This is a genomic window from Actinoplanes ianthinogenes, assembly GCF_018324205.1.
GTDB lineage: Bacteria > Actinomycetota > Actinomycetes > Mycobacteriales > Micromonosporaceae > Actinoplanes > Actinoplanes ianthinogenes.
Map to the genome: position 1 here is coordinate 5,966,579 of NZ_AP023356.1, position 16,020 is coordinate 5,982,598.

Consider the following 16,020-nt stretch of genomic DNA (forward strand, 5'->3'; position numbering starts at 1 on the left):
CTTCAACTTAAAAGGGGCGGGCGTCGTTGGTGGTGCGATGGCGATCGTCGTCGTTATCGCGGGAACCTGGTTCGGTTACAGCCAGCTGGCTGATTCCGGCTGCACCGGTTCCATCAAGCTGAACGTCGCCGCGGCCCCTGAGATATCACCCGCCGTCACCAATGCTGCGAACAAGTGGGCGCAGGACGGGGGCAACGTCAGCGGCACCTGCGTGTCCGTCAACGTGGAGTCCCTGGCCTCGGCCGACGTCGCCAGCGCGATCGCGGGACAGCACGGGGTGAACCTGTCCGGCCTGGGGCAGCCATCCGGTGCCATCCAGGTGCCCGACGTCTGGCTCCCGGACTCGTCCACCTGGCTGCTGCGCCTGCAGAACGAGGCCTCCGGCTTCACGCCGTCCAAGGTCACCTCGGTGGCGCAGAGCCCACTGGTCATCGCCATGCCCGAGCCGATCTCCAAGCAGCTCGGCCTGCAGGGCAAGAAGGTCTCCTGGACCTCGTTGCTCGGGCAGATCAAGAACGCCGACGGCCCGCGGTTCGGCATCGTGAACCCGGCCCGGGACGCGTCCGGCCTGACCGCGCTGATGTCGATCGGCTCGGCGATCGGTGCGGGCCAGGGCAGCGTCTCGAAACTGGTGGACGCGCTGACCTACCTCGCCAAGAGCCGGTCCGAGCTGCGGGACGAGCTGCTCGAGTCGTTCCCCAAGGCGACCGACGAGGGCACCCTGCTGGAGAGCCTCGGCGCCGCGCCGCTCTCCGAGGAGGACGTGATCGCGTACAACGCGAAACGGCCGCCGGTCGCGCTCAGCGCGCTCTACCTGGAGCCCAGCTCGGTGCCGATGGACTACCCGTACTCGGTGCTGCCGCAGGTGGTCGACGGTCAGAAGATCAGCGCCGCGCAGGGTCTGCTCAAGCAGCTGACCGCGGCCTCGTTCAAGAACGAGATCTCGGCGCAGGGCCTGCGCGCCCCGGACGGCACGTACGGGTCCAGCTTCGTGGCCCCGGCCGGCGCCCCGGCGGCGTCGCCGGCGATCACCGCGCCCGCGGGCGGCAGTGGTGAGCAGGGCGGGACGGCCGCGGCCGGTCTCGACGCCACCACGGTCAGCAAGGTGGTCGGTTCCTGGAACGCGACCACCCAGGCCGGCCGGGTGCTGGCGGTCTTCGACGTCTCCGGCTCGATGAAGACGCCGGTGCCCACCGCGAACAACGCGTCCCGGGCGGACGTCACCAAGGCGGCGGCCACCACCGGTCTGAGCCTGTTCAGCGACGAGTGGGCGGTCGGCGTCTGGCGCTTCACCACCGACCTGGGGCCGAACCACCGGCCCTGGGAGGAGCTCATCAAGATCACGTCGCTGCGCAGCAACCGGAAGGGCGTGCAGGACACCATCCCCAAGCTCTCGCCGGTGAGCGGCGGTGACACCGGTCTCTACAACACGGTGCTCGACGCCTACAACTACGCGAAGGCGAACTGGAAGGAAGGCAAGGTCAACTCGGTCATCCTGTTCACCGACGGCGAGAACGACAACGTCAACGGCATGACCCAGGCGCAGCTGCTCGCGCAGCTGAAGAAGGTCCAGGACCCGAAACACTTCGTCCGCCTGGTGCTGATCGGCATCGGCAACGACGTGAACAAGGACGAGCTCGGCGCGATCCAGAAGTCGGTGCGTGGCAGCGGCCTCTACTTCGCCCCGGACCCGACCAAGATCACGGACATCTTCCTCCAGGCGATCGGTTCCCGGACCGGCGTCGAGTAAGACGACCGCGAACCCCGGCGCGGCCGCCGCCCCAGCTCTGGGACGGCGGCCGCGCCTGTTTCCAGGACCACATTCACAACCCGATTTCGGTACGCCGTCAGCCCGCCCGCCGCAGCCACGCGGCCGGGTCGTCCCGCACCCCGCGCACCACCGCGTCCGCCGCCCCGCGCACCGCCGCGTCCGCCCCGAGGCGAGCGGCCCGCACCGTGACCGGCGCCAGTCCCGCGGTCAGCACCCGCCGCCGCAGCTCCGCCTCGATCCCGTCGCGCAGCCGCTCGAAGTACGGCGCATAGGCCCCGCCCAGCACGATCACCGGCACGTCGAGCAGGTTGACCACGGCCGACAGCGCGATCCCGAGCGCCGCGGCGGCCCCCGGCTCGTCGGCCGCGAGGGCCTCCTGCCCGGCGTACTGCTCCAGGCAGCCGTTCGCCCCGCACCGGCACGGCTTGCCGTCCGGGTCGACGGTCAGGTGCCCGATCTCGCCGCTCCAGCCCCGCACGCCCCGGTAGAGCTCACCGTCGATCACCAGCCCGGCGCCGATGCCGATCTCGCCGGAGACGTACAGGAAGGTCTGCTCGCCGCCGGCCACCCGTAGCTCGCCGAGCGCCGCGAGATTCGCCTCGTTGTCCACCGTGACCGGCAGACCGGCCAGCTCCGGCACCCCGCTCAGCAGGGCCGGGGCGTCCACGTTCTGCCAGCCCAGGTTGGGGGCGACCCGGACCAGGCCGGCCGAGACCAGGCCGGGCACCGCGAGCGTGGCGCCGGCGATCACCAGGCCGTCGGCCTCGGCGGCGAGCCGGGCCCGGGCGGCCAGCCCGCCCAGCGCGGCGAGCGCGTCGGCGGCCGCGGCCGGGCGCTGGTCGGCGTGCTCGATGAAGCGCTGCCGGACCGCGCCGGTCAGGTCGACCACGCAGGCCGCCAGGTAGTCGACGTTGATCTCCAGGCCCAGCCCGGCCGGGCCGGCCGCGGTGAGCGCCAGGCCGGCCGCCGGACGCCCGGCGCCGGTCCGCGGCGGCGGGTCCAGCTCGATCAGCAGCCCGCCCTCGATCAGGTCGTCGACCAGCGCCGAGACGGTCGCCCGGGTCAGTCCGGTGGCGCCCGCGACGGCGGCCCGCGACGGCGGATCGGCGCTGTTCGCCACGGTGTGCAGGACCAGCGCGAGATTATGGGCTCGCACGCTCGACTGCCGGACGGGGGCGGTGGTACTCGAGCTCATCCGGGCCGTCACGCCCTTGACAATGCCATACCCCCGCCAAATAATTCAACCAATAAACAAATCGATCGCGTTTCCCGGAGGTAACCGTGTCGGTGCAGGCCACACGTGATGACAAGTTCTCGTTCGGTCTCTGGACCGTCGGCTGGCAGGCGCGCGACCCGTTCGGTGACGCCACCCGCCCGGCGATCGACCCGGTCGAGACCGTGCACAAGCTCGCCGAGATCGGGGCGTACGGCGTCACCTTCCACGACGACGACCTGGTCCCGTTCGGCGCGGACGCGCAGACCCGCGACGGCATCATCGCCGGGTTCAAAAAGGCGCTCGACGAGACCGGCCTGATCGTCCCGATGGTGACCACCAACCTGTTCACCCACCCGGTGTTCAAGGACGGCGGCTTCACCAGCAACGACCGCACCGTCCGGCGCTACGCGCTGCGCAAGGTGCTGCGCCAGATGGACCTCGGCGCCGAGCTGGGCGCCAAGACCCTGGTCCTCTGGGGCGGCCGCGAGGGCGCGGAGTACGACTCGGCCAAGGACGTCAAGGCCGCCCTGGACCGCTACCGCGAGGCGCTGAACCTGCTCGCGCAGTACTCGGAGGACCGCGGTTACGGCTTCCGCTTCGCCATCGAGCCGAAGCCGAACGAGCCCCGCGGCGACATCCTGCTGCCGACCGCCGGCCACGCCATCGCGTTCACCCAGGAGCTGGAGCGCCCCGAGCTGTTCGGCATCAACCCCGAGGTCGGCCACGAGCAGATGTCGAACCTCAACTTCACCCAGGGCATCGCCCAGGCGCTGTGGCACGGCAAGCTCTTCCACATCGACCTCAACGGCCAGCACGGCCCGAAGTACGACCAGGACCTCGTCTTCGGCCACGGTGACCTGCTCAACGCGTTCTCCCTGGTCGACCTGCTGGAGAACGGGCTGGACGGCGGCCGTGCCTACGACGGGCCGCGCCACTTCGACTACAAGCCGTCGCGCACCGAGGACCTGGACGGCGTCTGGGAGTCGGCCAAGGCCAACATCAAGATGTATCTGCTGCTCAAGGAGCGGGCCAAGGCGTTCCGCGCCGACCCCGAGGTGCAGGCCGCGCTGGCCGCCTCCAAGGTCGCCGAGCTGAGCACCCCGACCCTGAACGCCGGCGAGACCTACACCGACCTGCTCGCCGACCGCAGCGCGTTCGAGGACTTCGACGCGGACGCCGCCGGCGCCCAGGGCTACGGCTTCGTCAAGCTGAACCAGCTCGCCATCGAGCACCTGCTCGGGGCCCGGTAGTCATGGCGCTCGTCGCCGGGATCGACAGTTCGACCCAGTCCTGCAAGGTCGTCATCCGGGACGCCGAGACCGGCAAGCTGGTCCGGCAGGGCCGGGCCGCCCACCCGGACGGCACCGAGGTGCACCCGGACGCCTGGTGGTCGGCCCTGCGGGAGGCGATCGCCGAGGCCGGCGGACTGGACGACGTGGCCGCCGTCTCGCTGGCCGGCCAGCAGCACGGCATGGTCGTGCTGGACGAGCACGGTGACGTGGTCCGCCCGGCGCTGCTGTGGAACGACACCCGCAGCGCCGGCGCGGCCGCCGACCTGATCCAGGAGCTCGGCGGGGCGGACAAGTGGGCGGACGCGGTCGGCATCGTGCCGGTCGCCAGCTTCACCCTGACCAAGCTGCGCTGGCTGGCCCGCAACGAGCCGTCGCAGGCGGCGAGGGTCGCGGCGGTCTGCCTGCCGCACGACTGGCTGACCTGGAAACTGTCCGGGTCCACCGACCTCGCGGACCTCAAGACCGATCGCAGTGACGCCAGCGGCACCCTCTACTGGTCGGCCAGGACCGGCGAGTACCGGCACGACCTGCTGGAGCTCGGCTTCGGCCGGCAGCTGATCGTGCCCGAGGTGCTCGGCCCGACCGGGATCGCCGGGCGCCTCGCCAACGGCGCGCCGATCGGCCCCGGCGCCGGGGACAACGCGGCGGCCGCTCTCGGCACCGGCGCGCTGCCCGGCGACGTGATCGTCTCGATCGGCACGTCCGGCACGGTCTTCGTCTCGTCCGACGCCGCCCCGGTCGACCCGAGCGGCACGGTGGCCGGATTCGCCGACACCACCGGGCGGTTCCTGCCGATCGTGGTCACCCTCAACGCCGCCCGGGTGCTGGACGCGGCCGCCAAACTGCTCGGCGTCTCGCACGACGAGCTGTCCCGGCTCGCGCTCACCGCGCCCGCCGGGGCGGACGGCCTGGTCCTGGTGCCCTACCTGGAGGGGGAGCGGACCCCGAACCGGCCGGACGCCACCGGTGCGATCCACGGGCTCACCCTGAAGACGTCCGACCCGGCGCACCTGGCCCGGGCCGCCGTCGAGGGGATGCTCTGCGCCCTCGCCGACGGCCTGGACGCGCTGGTCGGGCAGGGCGCCCGGGCGAACCGGATCGTGCTGGTCGGCGGCGGCGCCCGGAGCGAGGCGGTGCGGCGGATCGCACCCGCCCTGTTCGGCAAGCCGGTGCTGGTCCCGCCGCCCGGCGAGTACGTCGCCGACGGCGCGGCCCGGCAGGCCGCCTGGGTCCTGACCGGCGGCGACGCCCCGCCCGCCTGGTCCGCGGAGACCCCCGAGGTCTACGAGGACGACCCGGTCCCGCTGATCCGCGAACAGTACGCCGCCGCCCAGCACGCCGTGCTGGACCGCACTCGCTGACCGTCGATCGCGGGGTACGGGGCTTCTGCCGTACCCCGCGATCTTCTCGGCGATGCCGGGGACGACCCGGACGGCCGGGACCGTGGGAGCAGTCCCGGGGCCGTTCAGCGCCAGTCGGCGGCGAACGCCCGGGCCGGGTTGGTGACCAGGACGGCCGTCGCGACCTCGCCGCCGATCTCCCGCTCGATGCGCGGACGCAGTCCGCTGAGCAGGAACGGCATGCCGGGCCCGTCGGCGGTCGAGCGCGCGGCGGCCGTCACGGTGTCGCCGCCGAGCAGGATCCGGTCCTGATGGCCGGCGTCCACCAGCGCGGCGATGCTGTCCAGCAGCCGCCAGTCGGTCTGGTGGTGGGCCCGCGACGGCCCGTCGAACGCCACGTAGGCGCCGGCCCGGGCGACCGCGACATGCACCCGCGGGTCGGGGAACCGGTGCAGGTGACCCAGGATCAGGCTGCCGGGCGCGACGGCGTGGGTGCCGCAGAGCAGGTCGAGCACGTCGAGGGCGGCGGTGCCACCCTCCAGGTGCACGCCGATCGGGGCGCCGGTGGCGTGGTGGGCCCGCGCCGCCGCGGCGGCGACCTGCCGGGCGTGCTCGTCGAGGTGGTGGAAGCTCCCGGCGATCTTGATCAGGCCGGCCCGCACCGGGGCGGCGGTCAGCTCGTGCACGAACGTCTCGGCGAGCCGGTCGTACCGTTTCCGGAGGTCCTCGGGGTCGTAGTGCTTCGCCTGATGCATCCCGGTCGCGGCGACGACGTGCACCTTCGAGCGCCGGGACAGCCCGGGCAGTTCGTCGTGCCGGCCGCCCATGCCCCACGGTGTCCACTGGACGACGGCGGCGCCGCCGAGCGCCGCGAACGCGGTGAGCTCGGTCAGCGCGGCCACCGGGTCGTCGAGTTCCTGTCCGGCGAGGACCGGGGAGCGCAGGAACAGGTGGTCGTGCGCGTCGCACACACCCAGCGCCGCCGGCTCGACGTCGCCGAGGACGGTACGCACCGTCGGGCTCATCGTGACTCCTCCGCCTTCTCCGCGTCGGCCAGCGCGGCCGCCGCCACCCGGAGCCCGGCGAGCGCCTTGGGTACCCCGACATAGGGCGCCAGGTGCACGAACACCTCGACGATCTGCGCCGGGTCCATGCCCAGTCGCAGCGATGTCCGGACGTGCCCGGTGAGCTGGGGATCGACGCCGCCCAGAGCGGTCAGGGCCGCGAGATTCACCAGTTGCCGCTCGCGCAGCGACAGCCCGTCGCGCTGATAGGTGCCGCCGAACAGGCTGGTGACGATCCAGTCGGCGAAGCCGGGTGCGAGGTGCTCGACCATCGGCAGGGTGGCCCTCTGCGTCTGTTCGTCCTGCAGGGTGTCCAGCAGGCGATAGCCCTGGCCGCGGTCGATCGTCGCCGGAGTCAACTGCTCGGACACGTCGCTCATCAGATCCCCCTCGATCGGTTGTAACGGTTGAACCGTTACGACCGACCGTAGCAGGCGTAACGGATGAAGCGTTACCATCGTCGGGTGACCGTGCATGACCCGCTCGCGCTGCGATACGACTGCGGCGCCGTCTGGCTCAACCTGCTCGCCACTCGGGGCCGGTCGTTCAGTGCCGACCCGGTCGAGCGGCTGACCGGCGTCGACCGGCTCGCCGAGTGGCTCGCGCACAGCGAGTTGTCGCCGGTCCGTGCGCCGGGTCCCGAGGATCTGGAGCTCACCCGCGAGGTGCGGGAGACGCTGCGCCCGCTCGCCCTGGCCACCGTCGACGGCGTGCCGCCACCGCCCGCGGCCGCGGACCGGCTGGTCACCCTGCTGGCCGGGCAGGACGCGCCGGTGCGGCTGATCGCGGACGAGCGGCTCCGGCTCGCGCCGCCGGCGACCGCGCGCGAGGCACTCGCCCGGATCACCCGGCAGGCGATCGACCAGCTCACCGGTGCGGACCGGCACGTGCTGAAGGTGTGCCCGGAGGACGACTGCCGCGGCGTCTTCATCGACCCGCCGGGGCGGCGGCGCTGGTGCCCGTCACCGGCGTGCGCGAGCCGCGGCCGGGTCCGGGCGCTGCGCGCGCGCCGGGCCGCGCACGAGCAGTGACGCGCCGGGCCGCGCACGAGCAGTGACGCGCCGGGCCGCGCACGAGCAGTGACGCGCCGGGCCGCGCACGAGCAGTGACGCGCCGGGCCGGGCACCGGCGGTGAACGGTCAGGCGATCGCCGGGTCCGTGCCGCGGATGCGGGCCAGGCCGTGCACCGCGAGGAAGCCGTCGACCGCACCGGACCAGGGGAAACGCTCGGCCTGGGCGCGGGCGGCGGCGCGCCGCGCGACGGCCGGCCGATCGAGCAGGGCACGGACCGCGGCGGTGTAGGCCGCGCCGGTGCCGTCCGCGGGCAGCCCGGCGTCGCCGATCACCTCGGGCAGCGCGCTGCTCGTGCGGGCCACCACCGGGGTGCCGCTGGCCAGCGCCTCCAGCGCGGCCAGCCCGAACGTCTCGATCGGGCCGGGCGCCAGCGCGACGTCCGCGGTGGCCAGCAGCGCGGCCAGCAGCCGCGGGTCGGCGACGTGCCCGAGGAAGGTGGCCGGCAGCCCCCGGGCGGCCGCCTCGCGTTCCAGCGGCGCCCGCAGCGGCCCGTCCCCGGCCACCACCAGCACCGCGTCCGTCCCGGCGGCCCGCAGCCCGGCCAGGGCGTGCAGCGACAGCCGGGGATCCTTCTCCGCCGACAACCGCCCGCAGTGCAGCAGGATCACCCCATCCGGCCCGGCGTAACGGCGGCGCAGCTCCGGATCCCGGTTGCCGGGCGTGAACCGGGCCAGGTCGACGCCGAGCGGCACCCGCACCGGCGTGGCGCCGAGCCGGGTGAACTCCCGCTCCGCCCAGCCGGTCGTGCAGACCACCGAGTCGAAAGCCTTGACGGTACGAGCATTGAGCCGGTCCGCCGCCCGCAGCCCGAGCGACCGTCCGGGGCCGAACATCCGCAGCAGCCCGTCCAGGCTCTCGTGCGACACCATCATCGACGGCACCCCGGCCCGCCGTCCCCACCCGCCCAGCCAGCGCAGCGTGGACCGGTCGTGCACCTCGATCCGGTCCGGGCCGAGCCGCTCCAGCAGCCCGCCGACCGCCACCCGGTTCAGCAGCACCCGGTACCCGCCCAGCCCCGGCACGACCGGACCGGGCAACGTGAGCACCCGGCCGTACGCAAACTCCTGTTCGGTCGCACGCGGACCGGGAGTGATCAGCACCGCCCGGTGTCCCGCCTCCTGATAACCCTGCCCCAGCGCGCGCAGCGCGGTGCGGAGCCCACCGGAGGTGGCGTGGACGAAATTGGCGATCCGGACGATCAGCATGCGCTCAGATCATCGAAAACCGTGGTCGTCCCGGCAACGCGACCCTGACCGCAGGCCGAACTCTCGCTAACCTCTACCCGTGATGGGCAGGGGCGGCATCGTGCACCGCGTCTACAGCGTCGTGGTCTTCGTCATCCTGGCGTCCCTCGACAACGTGGCGATCGGCATCGTGCCGCCGTTGTACGGCAGCATCGGGGACGACTTCGGGGTGGGCGAGGGGCACATCGCCCTGGCCACCACGATCATGTTCCTGATCAGCGCGGTCGCCGCGATCGGCTGGGCGTACGCCGGCGACCGCACCGACCGCAAACCGGTCCTGACCATCGGCACCCTGATCTGGGTCGCCGGCACCGCCTGGTCCGGCCTGGCCACCGGCTACCCCACGTTCCTGCTCGCCCAGGTGGTCGCCGCGGTCGGCCTGGGCGCGGTCGCCTCGGTGAGCTTCTCGGTGGTCAGCGACCTGATCACGCCGAAGCGGCGGGGGCTGGTGATGAGCTTCTGGGGCCTGTCGCAGGGCCTCGGCACGCTGGCCGGCACCCTGGTCGGCGGTATCCTCGGGCACACCGACTGGCGCGCGCCGTTCCTGGTCACCGCCGCGGCCGGGCTGGTCGCCACGGTGCTGTACCTGTTCACCTACAACGTGCCGCGCGGCGAGAGCCAGCCGGAGCTGGCCGGGGTGGAGTACGACGAGCGGATCCACCACGACCACCTGCCGATCATCCTGGGCCGGCGGACCAACGTCTGGCTGATCCTGCAGGGCGGCACCGCGCAGATCGCGTTCGGCTCGCTGGTCTGGCTGCCGGTGCTGTTCCGCGCCCGGGCCGAGGACCAGGGCTACTCGGCGGGCACGGCGGTGCTGGTCGGCAGCGCGTTCGCGACGATCTTCCAGCTCGGTGCGGCGCTGTCGATCCTCGGCGGGCTGGCCGGTGACCGGCTGCAACGGCGTACCCCACGGGGCCGGGCCCTGGTGGCAGCGGTCGGGGTGCTGGCCGCGGTCCCGTTCTACGTGGTGTTGTTCTTCGTCCCGATGACGATCACCGTGCCGGACGGGGCGAGCACCGGCGCGGTCATCCGCGGCGTGCTGGAGAACGTGGTGACCGAGCCGACCGTCGCCACCTGCCTGGGCATCGCCGTCTTCGCGCTGATGCTCACCTCGGCGAACTCGCCGAACTGGTTCGCCATGATCTCGGACGTGAACCCGCCCGAGCACCGCGGCACCGTCTACAGCCTCGGCAACCTGGTCAACGGTGTCGGCCGGGCCGGCGGGAACGCGCTGGTGGCGGTCGCCTTCCAGCGGCTCTCCGGTGCGTTCCCGCCGCCGCTGAACTACGCGGTCGGGCTGGCCTCGTTCCAGTTCTTCTTCATCCCGACCGGGATCATGTACTGGCTGGCCAGCAGGACGGTGGCCGGCGACATGGCCGCGACCCACGCCGTCCTGCTGACCAAGGCCTCAGAGATGAGCCCAGACGGTCACGTCGGTGGGGACCCCGCCGTCGTCGCTGAGGGGCTCACTGCTCAGCAGGACCCGGGCGCCATCCGGTAGGGCCACGGGATCCTGACCGAAATTGGTCAGCACGAGGAGCCCGCCGTTGCGGAACGCCAGGACGTCGTCGCCGGTCGCCTGCCAGGCCAGCGACCCGCCACCCAGCTCGTGCTCCCGGCGCAGGCGCAGCGCCGACCGGTACAGCTCGTAGGTCGAGCCGGGCACGTCCACCTGCCGGTCCAGCGCGTACTCCGCCCAGGCCGCGGGCTGCGGCAGCCAGCTGCGGTCGCCCGGCCCGAAGCCGTAGGACGGCGCATCCGCCTCCCACGGGATCGGCACCCGGCAGCCGTCCCGCCCGCGCTCGGCGTGCCCGGACCGCTCCCAGGCCGGATCCTGGCGGTGCGCGTCGGCCATCGTGGTGTGCTCCGGCAGCCCCAGCTCCTCGCCCTGGTAGAGATACGCCGAGCCGGGCAGGCCCAGCATCAGCAGGGTGGCCGCCCGGGCCCGGCGCAGGCCCAGCCCGGTGTCCGGCTGCGGGTCGCCGATCCCGATCCCCGGCTTGCGCTTCTCGGTGACCGGGAAACCGAGCCGGGACGCGTGCCGCACCACGTCGTGATTCGACAGCACCCAGGTGGTGGTCGCGCCGACCGCGCCGGTGGCGGCCAGCGAGGAGTCGATCACCTCGCGCAGCTCGCCCGGTGTCCAGGGCGCCTCCAGGTAGGGGAAGTTGAACGCCTGGTGCATCTCGTCCGGCCGGACGTAGCGGGCCAGCCGCTCCTCGGGCTGCACCCAGGCCTCGGCCACCAGGATCCGGGCGGGGGAGTAGCCGTCCAGCACCGACCGCCACTGCCGGTAGATCTCGTGCACGCCCTCCTGGTCCCACATCGGCGGCGGCGGGCCGGCCGGCTCCAGGCCGCCGAGCACCGTGGCCGGCTGCGTCCAGTCGGACAGCGCGGCGTCCTTGATCAGGCCGTGCGCCACGTCGACCCGGAAGCCGTCGACGCCGCGGTCCAGCCAGAACCGCAGGATGTCCAGGAACTCCGCGCGGACCTCCGGGTGGTCCCAGTTCAGGTCCGGCTGCGAGACGTCGAACAGGTGCAGGTACCACTGGCCGTCCGGGACCTGCTGCCAGGCCGGGCCGCCGAACACGCTCTGCCACGAGTTCGGCGGCTCGTCGCGGAAGATGTACCGGTCGCGCTCCGGGCTGCCGGGCGGCGCGGCCAGCGCGGCCCGGAACCAGGCGTGCTCGCTGGAGGTGTGGTTCGGCACCAGATCCACGATGATCTTCAGGCCGAGGTCGTGTGCCGTGGTGATGAGCTTGTCGGCGTCGCCCAGGGTGCCGAACCGCGGGTCGACGTCCCGGTAGTCGGCGACGTCGTAGCCCGCGTCGTGCTGCGGGCTGACGTAGAACGGGGAGAGCCAGACGGCGTCGACGCCGAGCTCGCGGAGCCGGGGCAGGCGCGCGGTGATGCCGGGCAGGTCGCCCATGCCGTCGCCGTTCCCGTCGGCGAACGAGCGCGGGTAGATCTGGTAGATGACAGCGTCGCGCCACCAGGCGTCAGTGGAGGGCATGCCGCCAGCGTAGGCGGCACTACACGGTCAGTCGTCGAGGATGGCGGCGAATCGCTCCTCGGCCAGGTCCAACTGGTCCAGGATGTGCTCTTTGGCCTGGGTGGAGAGCGGGGTGTCCGGCCGCCCGATCAGCTCGCGCAGCTTCGGGACCAGCGGGCGGTACTTGGTCGCCGACCGGTGCGCCTTGTCCAGCGTGGTGTGGATCACCCCGACCCCGTTGTCGGTGAAGTCGGAGATCTTGATGATCCGCGCCCACGGATCACGGTCCAGGCTCTCCGCGACGTGCTCCCGATACTGCTCGTGCCGATCCCGGTCCGGCGCGTAGGCGGGGTTCGTCACCGACCGGACCAGGTCGGCCACCCGTGGGTTGAATCGCTGGGCGAGGGCGGCGAGGGCCGCCTCGGTGGCCTTTTCGTACGACGTGTCCGGCGCCAGCCCGGCCAGCTCCGCCGGGTGATCCTCGACCGCGTCGTGCAGCAGCGCCGCGACCAGCACGTCCACGTCCCGCACCTGGTAGTAGCGGATGATCCGGATGGCCACCCGGAGCAGGTGGTTCAGGTACGGCTCGCGGACCCGCCGGTCCTCCGCGTGCAGCCGCGCCGCCAGGTCCAGCGCCTCGGTCAGTCGTTCCCGCTCGTCCGGCGGGAACGACTCCAGCTCCAGCGCGAAGCGCTGCCGCAGGCCGGCCTCGCCGTACACCTCGGTGATCGCGTGCAGCGGCATCGACAGCAGCATCCTTGGCGCCATGCGGATCAGATATACCCGATCGGCGGCCGTGGCGGGGATCGGTCACGGTCCGGAGGCGCCCGGACCCACCGCCGGACCACCGGCTTCACCGGCCGGGGCCGGTGGCACGGCCGGGGGTGTCGGAGCCACCGGCACCGGGGGCTCGGGCGCCGCCGGCGACGGCGCGGACGCCGGTGGCATCGGCGTCATCCGCGGCGGCGCGGGCCGGGGTGTCATCGGCATCGGTGCCATCGGCGCCGGGACCGGGGCGCCGGCCACGGCCGGGTCGAAGGTCGGCGGGCGGGGCGCCGGGCGCGGCGAGGGGGACGGCGACGGGCGGGCTACCCCGGCGGCTCGCCCGGCCGCCATGGCGCGCGCCGCGGGGGAGAGCCGGAGCCCGCCGCCCATCGACGGCTGACGCAGTGACCAGGGCTGCGGCGGCTCGGCGTGCACGCCCCGTTTCGGGGTGCCGGCGCCGTCGGTGAACTCCTCCTCGGTCATCGCCTGCAACGCGCTGAGCGCCACCCCGACGATGATGATCGCGGTGAGCACGGTGATCGGCACGATCATGGTGAGCGGCCGGATCCCGGCGCCGCTCGGGATGATCGTGGGATCCATCTCCACCCGCAACGCGGCCATCCCGGTGTAGTGCATCCCGCAGACCGCGACCGCCATCACCGCGGCGGCGCCGGCCACCCGGCGCAGGCCGCGTACCGAGACGGTGAACCACAGGGCGATCGTGCAGGCGGCCAGCGCGATGATCGCGGACGCGGCGACCAGCAGCGGGTCGTAGTGCACCCGCGCGGACAGCCGCATCCCCTCCATCCCGGTGTAGTGCATGGCCAGCACCCCGCCCCCGGTCAGCACCCCGGCCGCGATCGTCTTGGCCCGGCTGCGCCCGCCGTGCCCGACCACCATCAGCCCGATGCCCACGGTCAGCACCGAGAAGCCCAGGCTGAGCAGGGTGACCGGCAGGTCGTAGCGGACCGGGCTGTCCGGCACGTCGAAGCCGAGCATCGCGGAGAAGTGCATCAGCCAGATGCCGCCACCGCCGATCGCGAAGGCGGCGATCACCAGCCACCGGTTGCGCCGGCTGCGATTGTGCGCGTCCCGCGCGCGTTCCGTGCAGAGCAACCCGAGGAACGAGCCGAGGTACGCCAGCAGCGTCGCGGCTATCGGGTTGAAGGCGCCGTAGGTGAAGTGGTGAACGTGAACAGCCACTGATTTACCTCGCGAAACTTGGCGATCGTCCGCGGGGATTGAGTCAGATATCAGCTGTCGTCCATCGCACCTCGTGTGCGTCGGCGCACCAAAGAGAACCGGGACCGTTCGCGTTCTGGAGAACGCGGACGGTCCCGGTGACGGTACCGATGAGAGGAAGCGGGGGATGCGGATCAGGTGAAGATGCTGACGCCGCCGGGGCCGACCAACAGCCCCACGATGATCAGCACAACGCCCCAGAGGATCTGCCGCCGGAACAGCGCGAGGATGCCGGCGACCACGAGGATAACGGCGAGAATCCAGAGCAGTAGGTCCATGCCCGTCCGATACCCGATGTCCGGAACTCGAAAACCTGTCCCCGGATCAGGCGGTCACCAACTCCTCGTTCCGCTCGTCCACAGTGTCGGTGAGCAGCTGATACACGTTGTACGCCTGCTTGATCACCGGGTGCGCGACGTTGCGGACCGGCACCCCGCCCGGGGTCCGGCCACGCTCCGCGCCGTGGTGCGCGTGCCCGTGCAGGGCCAGCGCGGTGGGCGCGTCGTCGATCGCCTGGCCCAGCTGGTAGCAGCCGAGGAAGGCGTAGATCTCCAGCGGCTCGCCGGCCAGCGTCTCCGGGACCGGCGCGTAGTGGGTCAGCGCCACCAGGGCGTCGCACTCGACCGAGCGCAGCGCCTCGCGCAGGGCGTCGGCGTACCGCTCGGTGGTGCGGACGAAGTCCTTCGACTCGCGCTCGCCGAAGTTGCTCGCGCAGGCGCCCTTGAAGCCGCCGCCGAACCCCTTGGTCCCGGCGATCCCGAGCCGGTGCCCGCGGATCTCCAGCACCGTCGCGGAGCCCTCCAGCACGGTGATCCCGGCGTCGGTGAGCACCTGGGTGACGTCGTCCTGCCGGTCGCTCTGGTGGTCGTGGTTGCCGAGCACCACCACGACCGGCACCGCCAGCCCGCCGAACTCGGTGACGAAGCACTTGGCCTCGTCGACCGTGCCGTGCCGGGTCAGGTCACCGGCGACCAGGAGCGCGTCGGCCCGGTCCGGCAGCTCGTCCAGGGCCGGCCGGTACCGGCCCACCACGTCCTTGTCCACATGCACGTCGCCAACGGCGGCGATCCGGATCATGAAATCTCCTCCACCTCGGCCGGCGCCTGGGTCCGGGTGATGCCGATGTCGCAGGCGATCTCCAGGTCCGGGTAGCGCGCGGTGATCTGCCGGCAGATCTCCTCCCGCCGCTGCGCGCTCTCCACCTCGCCGCCCAGCACCAGCGTGTTCTCCCGCTGCTGCACGGTCACTCCCTGCTCGGCGATCCGGTCGTGCTCGGCCAGCAGCCGATGGATCTCGGCCTCCAGGTCGATCTGTTTGGTCATCTCAGGCCTTCCCCTCGTCGGGCTCCAGTGACACGACGTCGAGTCGGTCCAGCAGGACGAGGAACGCCTCGGCGTACGGGGATTTCGCGGTCTCCCGCCGGACCCGGGCCCAGTCGATCTGCTCCCGCAGCGAGCGGGCGACCGGCAGCCCCTGGGCGAAATCGCAGTGGTGCTGGCTGTAGCTGAGCAGCTTGTGGATCATCAGCTGGGTCGCCGACAGCACGGGCATGTAGATCGCCTCGACCGAGATCCGCTCGGTGTCGGCCAGCGTCTCGTCGGTGACCGGGGTCTCCACCGGGCGATAGATCAGATCCACCATCCGGTTGTCCTCGTACACCTTGACCAGCCAGTCCTCCGGCGGCTCCTCGGTCTGGAAGCCGACCTTGGCCAGTTCCTGGAGAGCCCGCTCCTTGTCCTGCTCGCGGATCAGGAAGTCCACGTCGTGGTCACTGGAGTGACCGCCGTGGGCGTACACAGCGAAGCTGCCTCCCAGGGCGAACGGTATCTCCGCGGTCTTCAGGGAGGCGGCGACCCGTTTCATCGTGCCGGCCAGCCCCTCGTCGACGCGGTGCGGCATGGTGACCTCCTGTCCGTGTCCATTTGATGTCGACTACCCAGGGTGGTCACACCTTGAACCACTGACGATCATTCTGGTCCGCGTCACCCGGCTCGCGAGGGGGAACGCGGTGTGCGGT

At 72.3% G+C, this 16,020-nt stretch carries 16 protein-coding genes; 5 read left to right on the forward strand and 11 right to left on the reverse strand.

Annotated elements, in window-relative coordinates; genetic code table 11:
* The first annotated feature begins 37 nt into the window (after window positions 1–37).
* Entirely contained in the window at window positions 38–1,750 is a 1,713-nt protein-coding gene (locus Aiant_RS27030) for a substrate-binding and VWA domain-containing protein (RefSeq protein WP_189329629.1), read from the forward strand.
* A 97-nt stretch (window positions 1,751–1,847) separates the two neighbouring features.
* Here the strand turns inward: Aiant_RS27030 and Aiant_RS27035 are convergent, their stop codons facing one another.
* Window positions 1,848–2,966, reverse strand: coding sequence for an ROK family protein (locus Aiant_RS27035; RefSeq protein ID WP_189329630.1), 1,119 nt, complete (start codon window positions 2,964–2,966; stop codon window positions 1,848–1,850).
* 86 nt (window positions 2,967–3,052) lie between these two features.
* Between Aiant_RS27035 and xylA the strand changes: the two genes are divergently transcribed.
* Together xylA and xylB are read left to right on the forward strand one after the other, a co-directional pair.
* On the forward strand, window positions 3,053–4,237 hold the full coding sequence (gene xylA / locus Aiant_RS27040) for a xylose isomerase (RefSeq protein WP_189329631.1): 1,185 nt from the start codon (window positions 3,053–3,055) through the stop codon (window positions 4,235–4,237).
* A gap of 2 nt (window positions 4,238–4,239) precedes the next feature.
* Complete coding sequence (xylB, locus tag Aiant_RS27045) at window positions 4,240–5,640, forward strand: xylulokinase (protein WP_189329632.1); 1,401 nt, start codon at window positions 4,240–4,242, stop codon at window positions 5,638–5,640.
* 104 nt (window positions 5,641–5,744) lie between these two features.
* On the opposite strand, the gene Aiant_RS27050 is transcribed toward xylB, so the two are convergent.
* Together Aiant_RS27050 and Aiant_RS27055 are read right to left on the reverse strand one after the other, a co-directional pair.
* Window positions 5,745–6,644, reverse strand: coding sequence for a phosphotriesterase family protein (locus Aiant_RS27050; RefSeq protein ID WP_189329633.1), 900 nt, complete (start codon window positions 6,642–6,644; stop codon window positions 5,745–5,747).
* Window positions 6,641–7,063, reverse strand: coding sequence for a carboxymuconolactone decarboxylase family protein (locus Aiant_RS27055; protein ID WP_189329634.1), 423 nt, complete (start codon window positions 7,061–7,063; stop codon window positions 6,641–6,643). Before Aiant_RS27055 ends, Aiant_RS27050 begins: the two co-directional genes overlap by 4 nt.
* Before the next feature lie 84 nt (window positions 7,064–7,147).
* On the opposite strand from Aiant_RS27055, the gene Aiant_RS27060 reads away from it, so the two are divergent.
* Window positions 7,148–7,714 carry a CGNR zinc finger domain-containing protein gene (locus Aiant_RS27060; protein WP_212846526.1) on the forward strand — a complete coding sequence of 189 codons (567 nt, stop codon included), beginning with the start codon at window positions 7,148–7,150 and terminating at the stop codon, window positions 7,712–7,714.
* A 108-nt stretch (window positions 7,715–7,822) separates the two neighbouring features.
* Here the strand turns inward: Aiant_RS27060 and Aiant_RS27065 are convergent, their stop codons facing one another.
* Entirely contained in the window at window positions 7,823–8,962 is a 1,140-nt protein-coding gene (locus tag Aiant_RS27065; protein WP_189329636.1) for a glycosyltransferase, read from the reverse strand.
* Window positions 8,963–9,044: 82 nt separating this feature from the next.
* Between Aiant_RS27065 and Aiant_RS27070 the strand changes: the two genes are divergently transcribed.
* Entirely contained in the window at window positions 9,045–10,505 is a 1,461-nt protein-coding gene (locus tag Aiant_RS27070) for an MFS transporter (protein ID WP_189329776.1), read from the forward strand.
* Here the strand turns inward: Aiant_RS27070 and Aiant_RS27075 are convergent.
* The 7 genes from Aiant_RS27075 to Aiant_RS27105 form a co-directional block, all read right to left on the reverse strand.
* The gene (locus tag Aiant_RS27075; RefSeq protein WP_189329637.1) at window positions 10,413–12,017 is read right to left on the reverse strand and encodes a glycoside hydrolase family 13 protein; all 1,605 of its coding nucleotides are present in this window, start codon (window positions 12,015–12,017) and stop codon (window positions 10,413–10,415) included. The genes Aiant_RS27070 and Aiant_RS27075 overlap by 93 nt on opposite strands.
* A 27-nt stretch (window positions 12,018–12,044) precedes the next feature.
* On the reverse strand, window positions 12,045–12,764 hold the full coding sequence (locus Aiant_RS27080) for an HD domain-containing protein (protein ID WP_189329638.1): 720 nt from the start codon (window positions 12,762–12,764) through the stop codon (window positions 12,045–12,047).
* Between the two features lie 42 nt (window positions 12,765–12,806).
* A complete protein-coding gene (locus tag Aiant_RS46615; RefSeq protein WP_189329639.1) occupies window positions 12,807–13,964 on the reverse strand; it encodes an MHYT domain-containing protein in 1,158 nt (385 codons plus the stop codon).
* A 173-nt stretch (window positions 13,965–14,137) separates the two neighbouring features.
* Window positions 14,138–14,281, reverse strand: a complete 144-nt coding sequence (locus Aiant_RS27090; protein ID WP_014688232.1) for a GPGG-motif small membrane protein — start codon at window positions 14,279–14,281, stop codon at window positions 14,138–14,140.
* A gap of 46 nt (window positions 14,282–14,327) precedes the next feature.
* Window positions 14,328–15,080 carry a metallophosphoesterase family protein gene (locus Aiant_RS27095; RefSeq protein WP_189329640.1) on the reverse strand — a complete coding sequence of 251 codons (753 nt, stop codon included), beginning with the start codon at window positions 15,078–15,080 and terminating at the stop codon, window positions 14,328–14,330.
* Complete coding sequence (locus Aiant_RS27100; protein WP_189329641.1) at window positions 15,077–15,325, reverse strand: hypothetical protein; 249 nt, start codon at window positions 15,323–15,325, stop codon at window positions 15,077–15,079. Before Aiant_RS27100 ends, Aiant_RS27095 begins: the two co-directional genes overlap by 4 nt.
* A gap of 1 nt (window position 15,326) precedes the next feature.
* The gene (locus Aiant_RS27105; RefSeq protein WP_189329642.1) at window positions 15,327–15,902 is read right to left on the reverse strand and encodes a nucleotidyltransferase; all 576 of its coding nucleotides are present in this window, start codon (window positions 15,900–15,902) and stop codon (window positions 15,327–15,329) included.
* Window positions 15,903–16,020: the final 118 nt, after the last annotated feature.

Coding starts and splice junctions, on each gene's coding strand:
- Aiant_RS27050 (WP_189329633.1), bottom strand. CDS start 6,644: ATGAGCCCGACGGTGCGTACCGTCCTCGGCGACGTCGAGCCGGCGGCG.
- Aiant_RS27100 (WP_189329641.1), bottom strand. CDS start 15,325: ATGACCAAACAGATCGACCTGGAGGCCGAGATCCATCGGCTGCTGGCC.
- Aiant_RS27095 (WP_189329640.1), bottom strand. CDS start 15,080: ATGATCCGGATCGCCGCCGTTGGCGACGTGCATGTGGACAAGGACGTG.
- Aiant_RS27065 (WP_189329636.1), bottom strand. CDS start 8,962: ATGCTGATCGTCCGGATCGCCAATTTCGTCCACGCCACCTCCGGTGGG.
- Aiant_RS27055 (WP_189329634.1), bottom strand. CDS start 7,063: ATGAGCGACGTGTCCGAGCAGTTGACTCCGGCGACGATCGACCGCGGC.
- Aiant_RS27070 (WP_189329776.1), top strand. CDS start 9,045: ATGGGCAGGGGCGGCATCGTGCACCGCGTCTACAGCGTCGTGGTCTTC.
- Aiant_RS27080 (WP_189329638.1), bottom strand. CDS start 12,764: ATGGCGCCAAGGATGCTGCTGTCGATGCCGCTGCACGCGATCACCGAG.
- Aiant_RS27035 (WP_189329630.1), bottom strand. CDS start 2,966: ATGAGCTCGAGTACCACCGCCCCCGTCCGGCAGTCGAGCGTGCGAGCC.
- Aiant_RS27105 (WP_189329642.1), bottom strand. CDS start 15,902: ATGCCGCACCGCGTCGACGAGGGGCTGGCCGGCACGATGAAACGGGTC.
- Aiant_RS27030 (WP_189329629.1), top strand. CDS start 38: ATGGCGATCGTCGTCGTTATCGCGGGAACCTGGTTCGGTTACAGCCAG.
- xylB (WP_189329632.1), top strand. CDS start 4,240: ATGGCGCTCGTCGCCGGGATCGACAGTTCGACCCAGTCCTGCAAGGTC.
- Aiant_RS27075 (WP_189329637.1), bottom strand. CDS start 12,017: ATGCCCTCCACTGACGCCTGGTGGCGCGACGCTGTCATCTACCAGATC.
- Aiant_RS27090 (WP_014688232.1), bottom strand. CDS start 14,281: ATGGACCTACTGCTCTGGATTCTCGCCGTTATCCTCGTGGTCGCCGGC.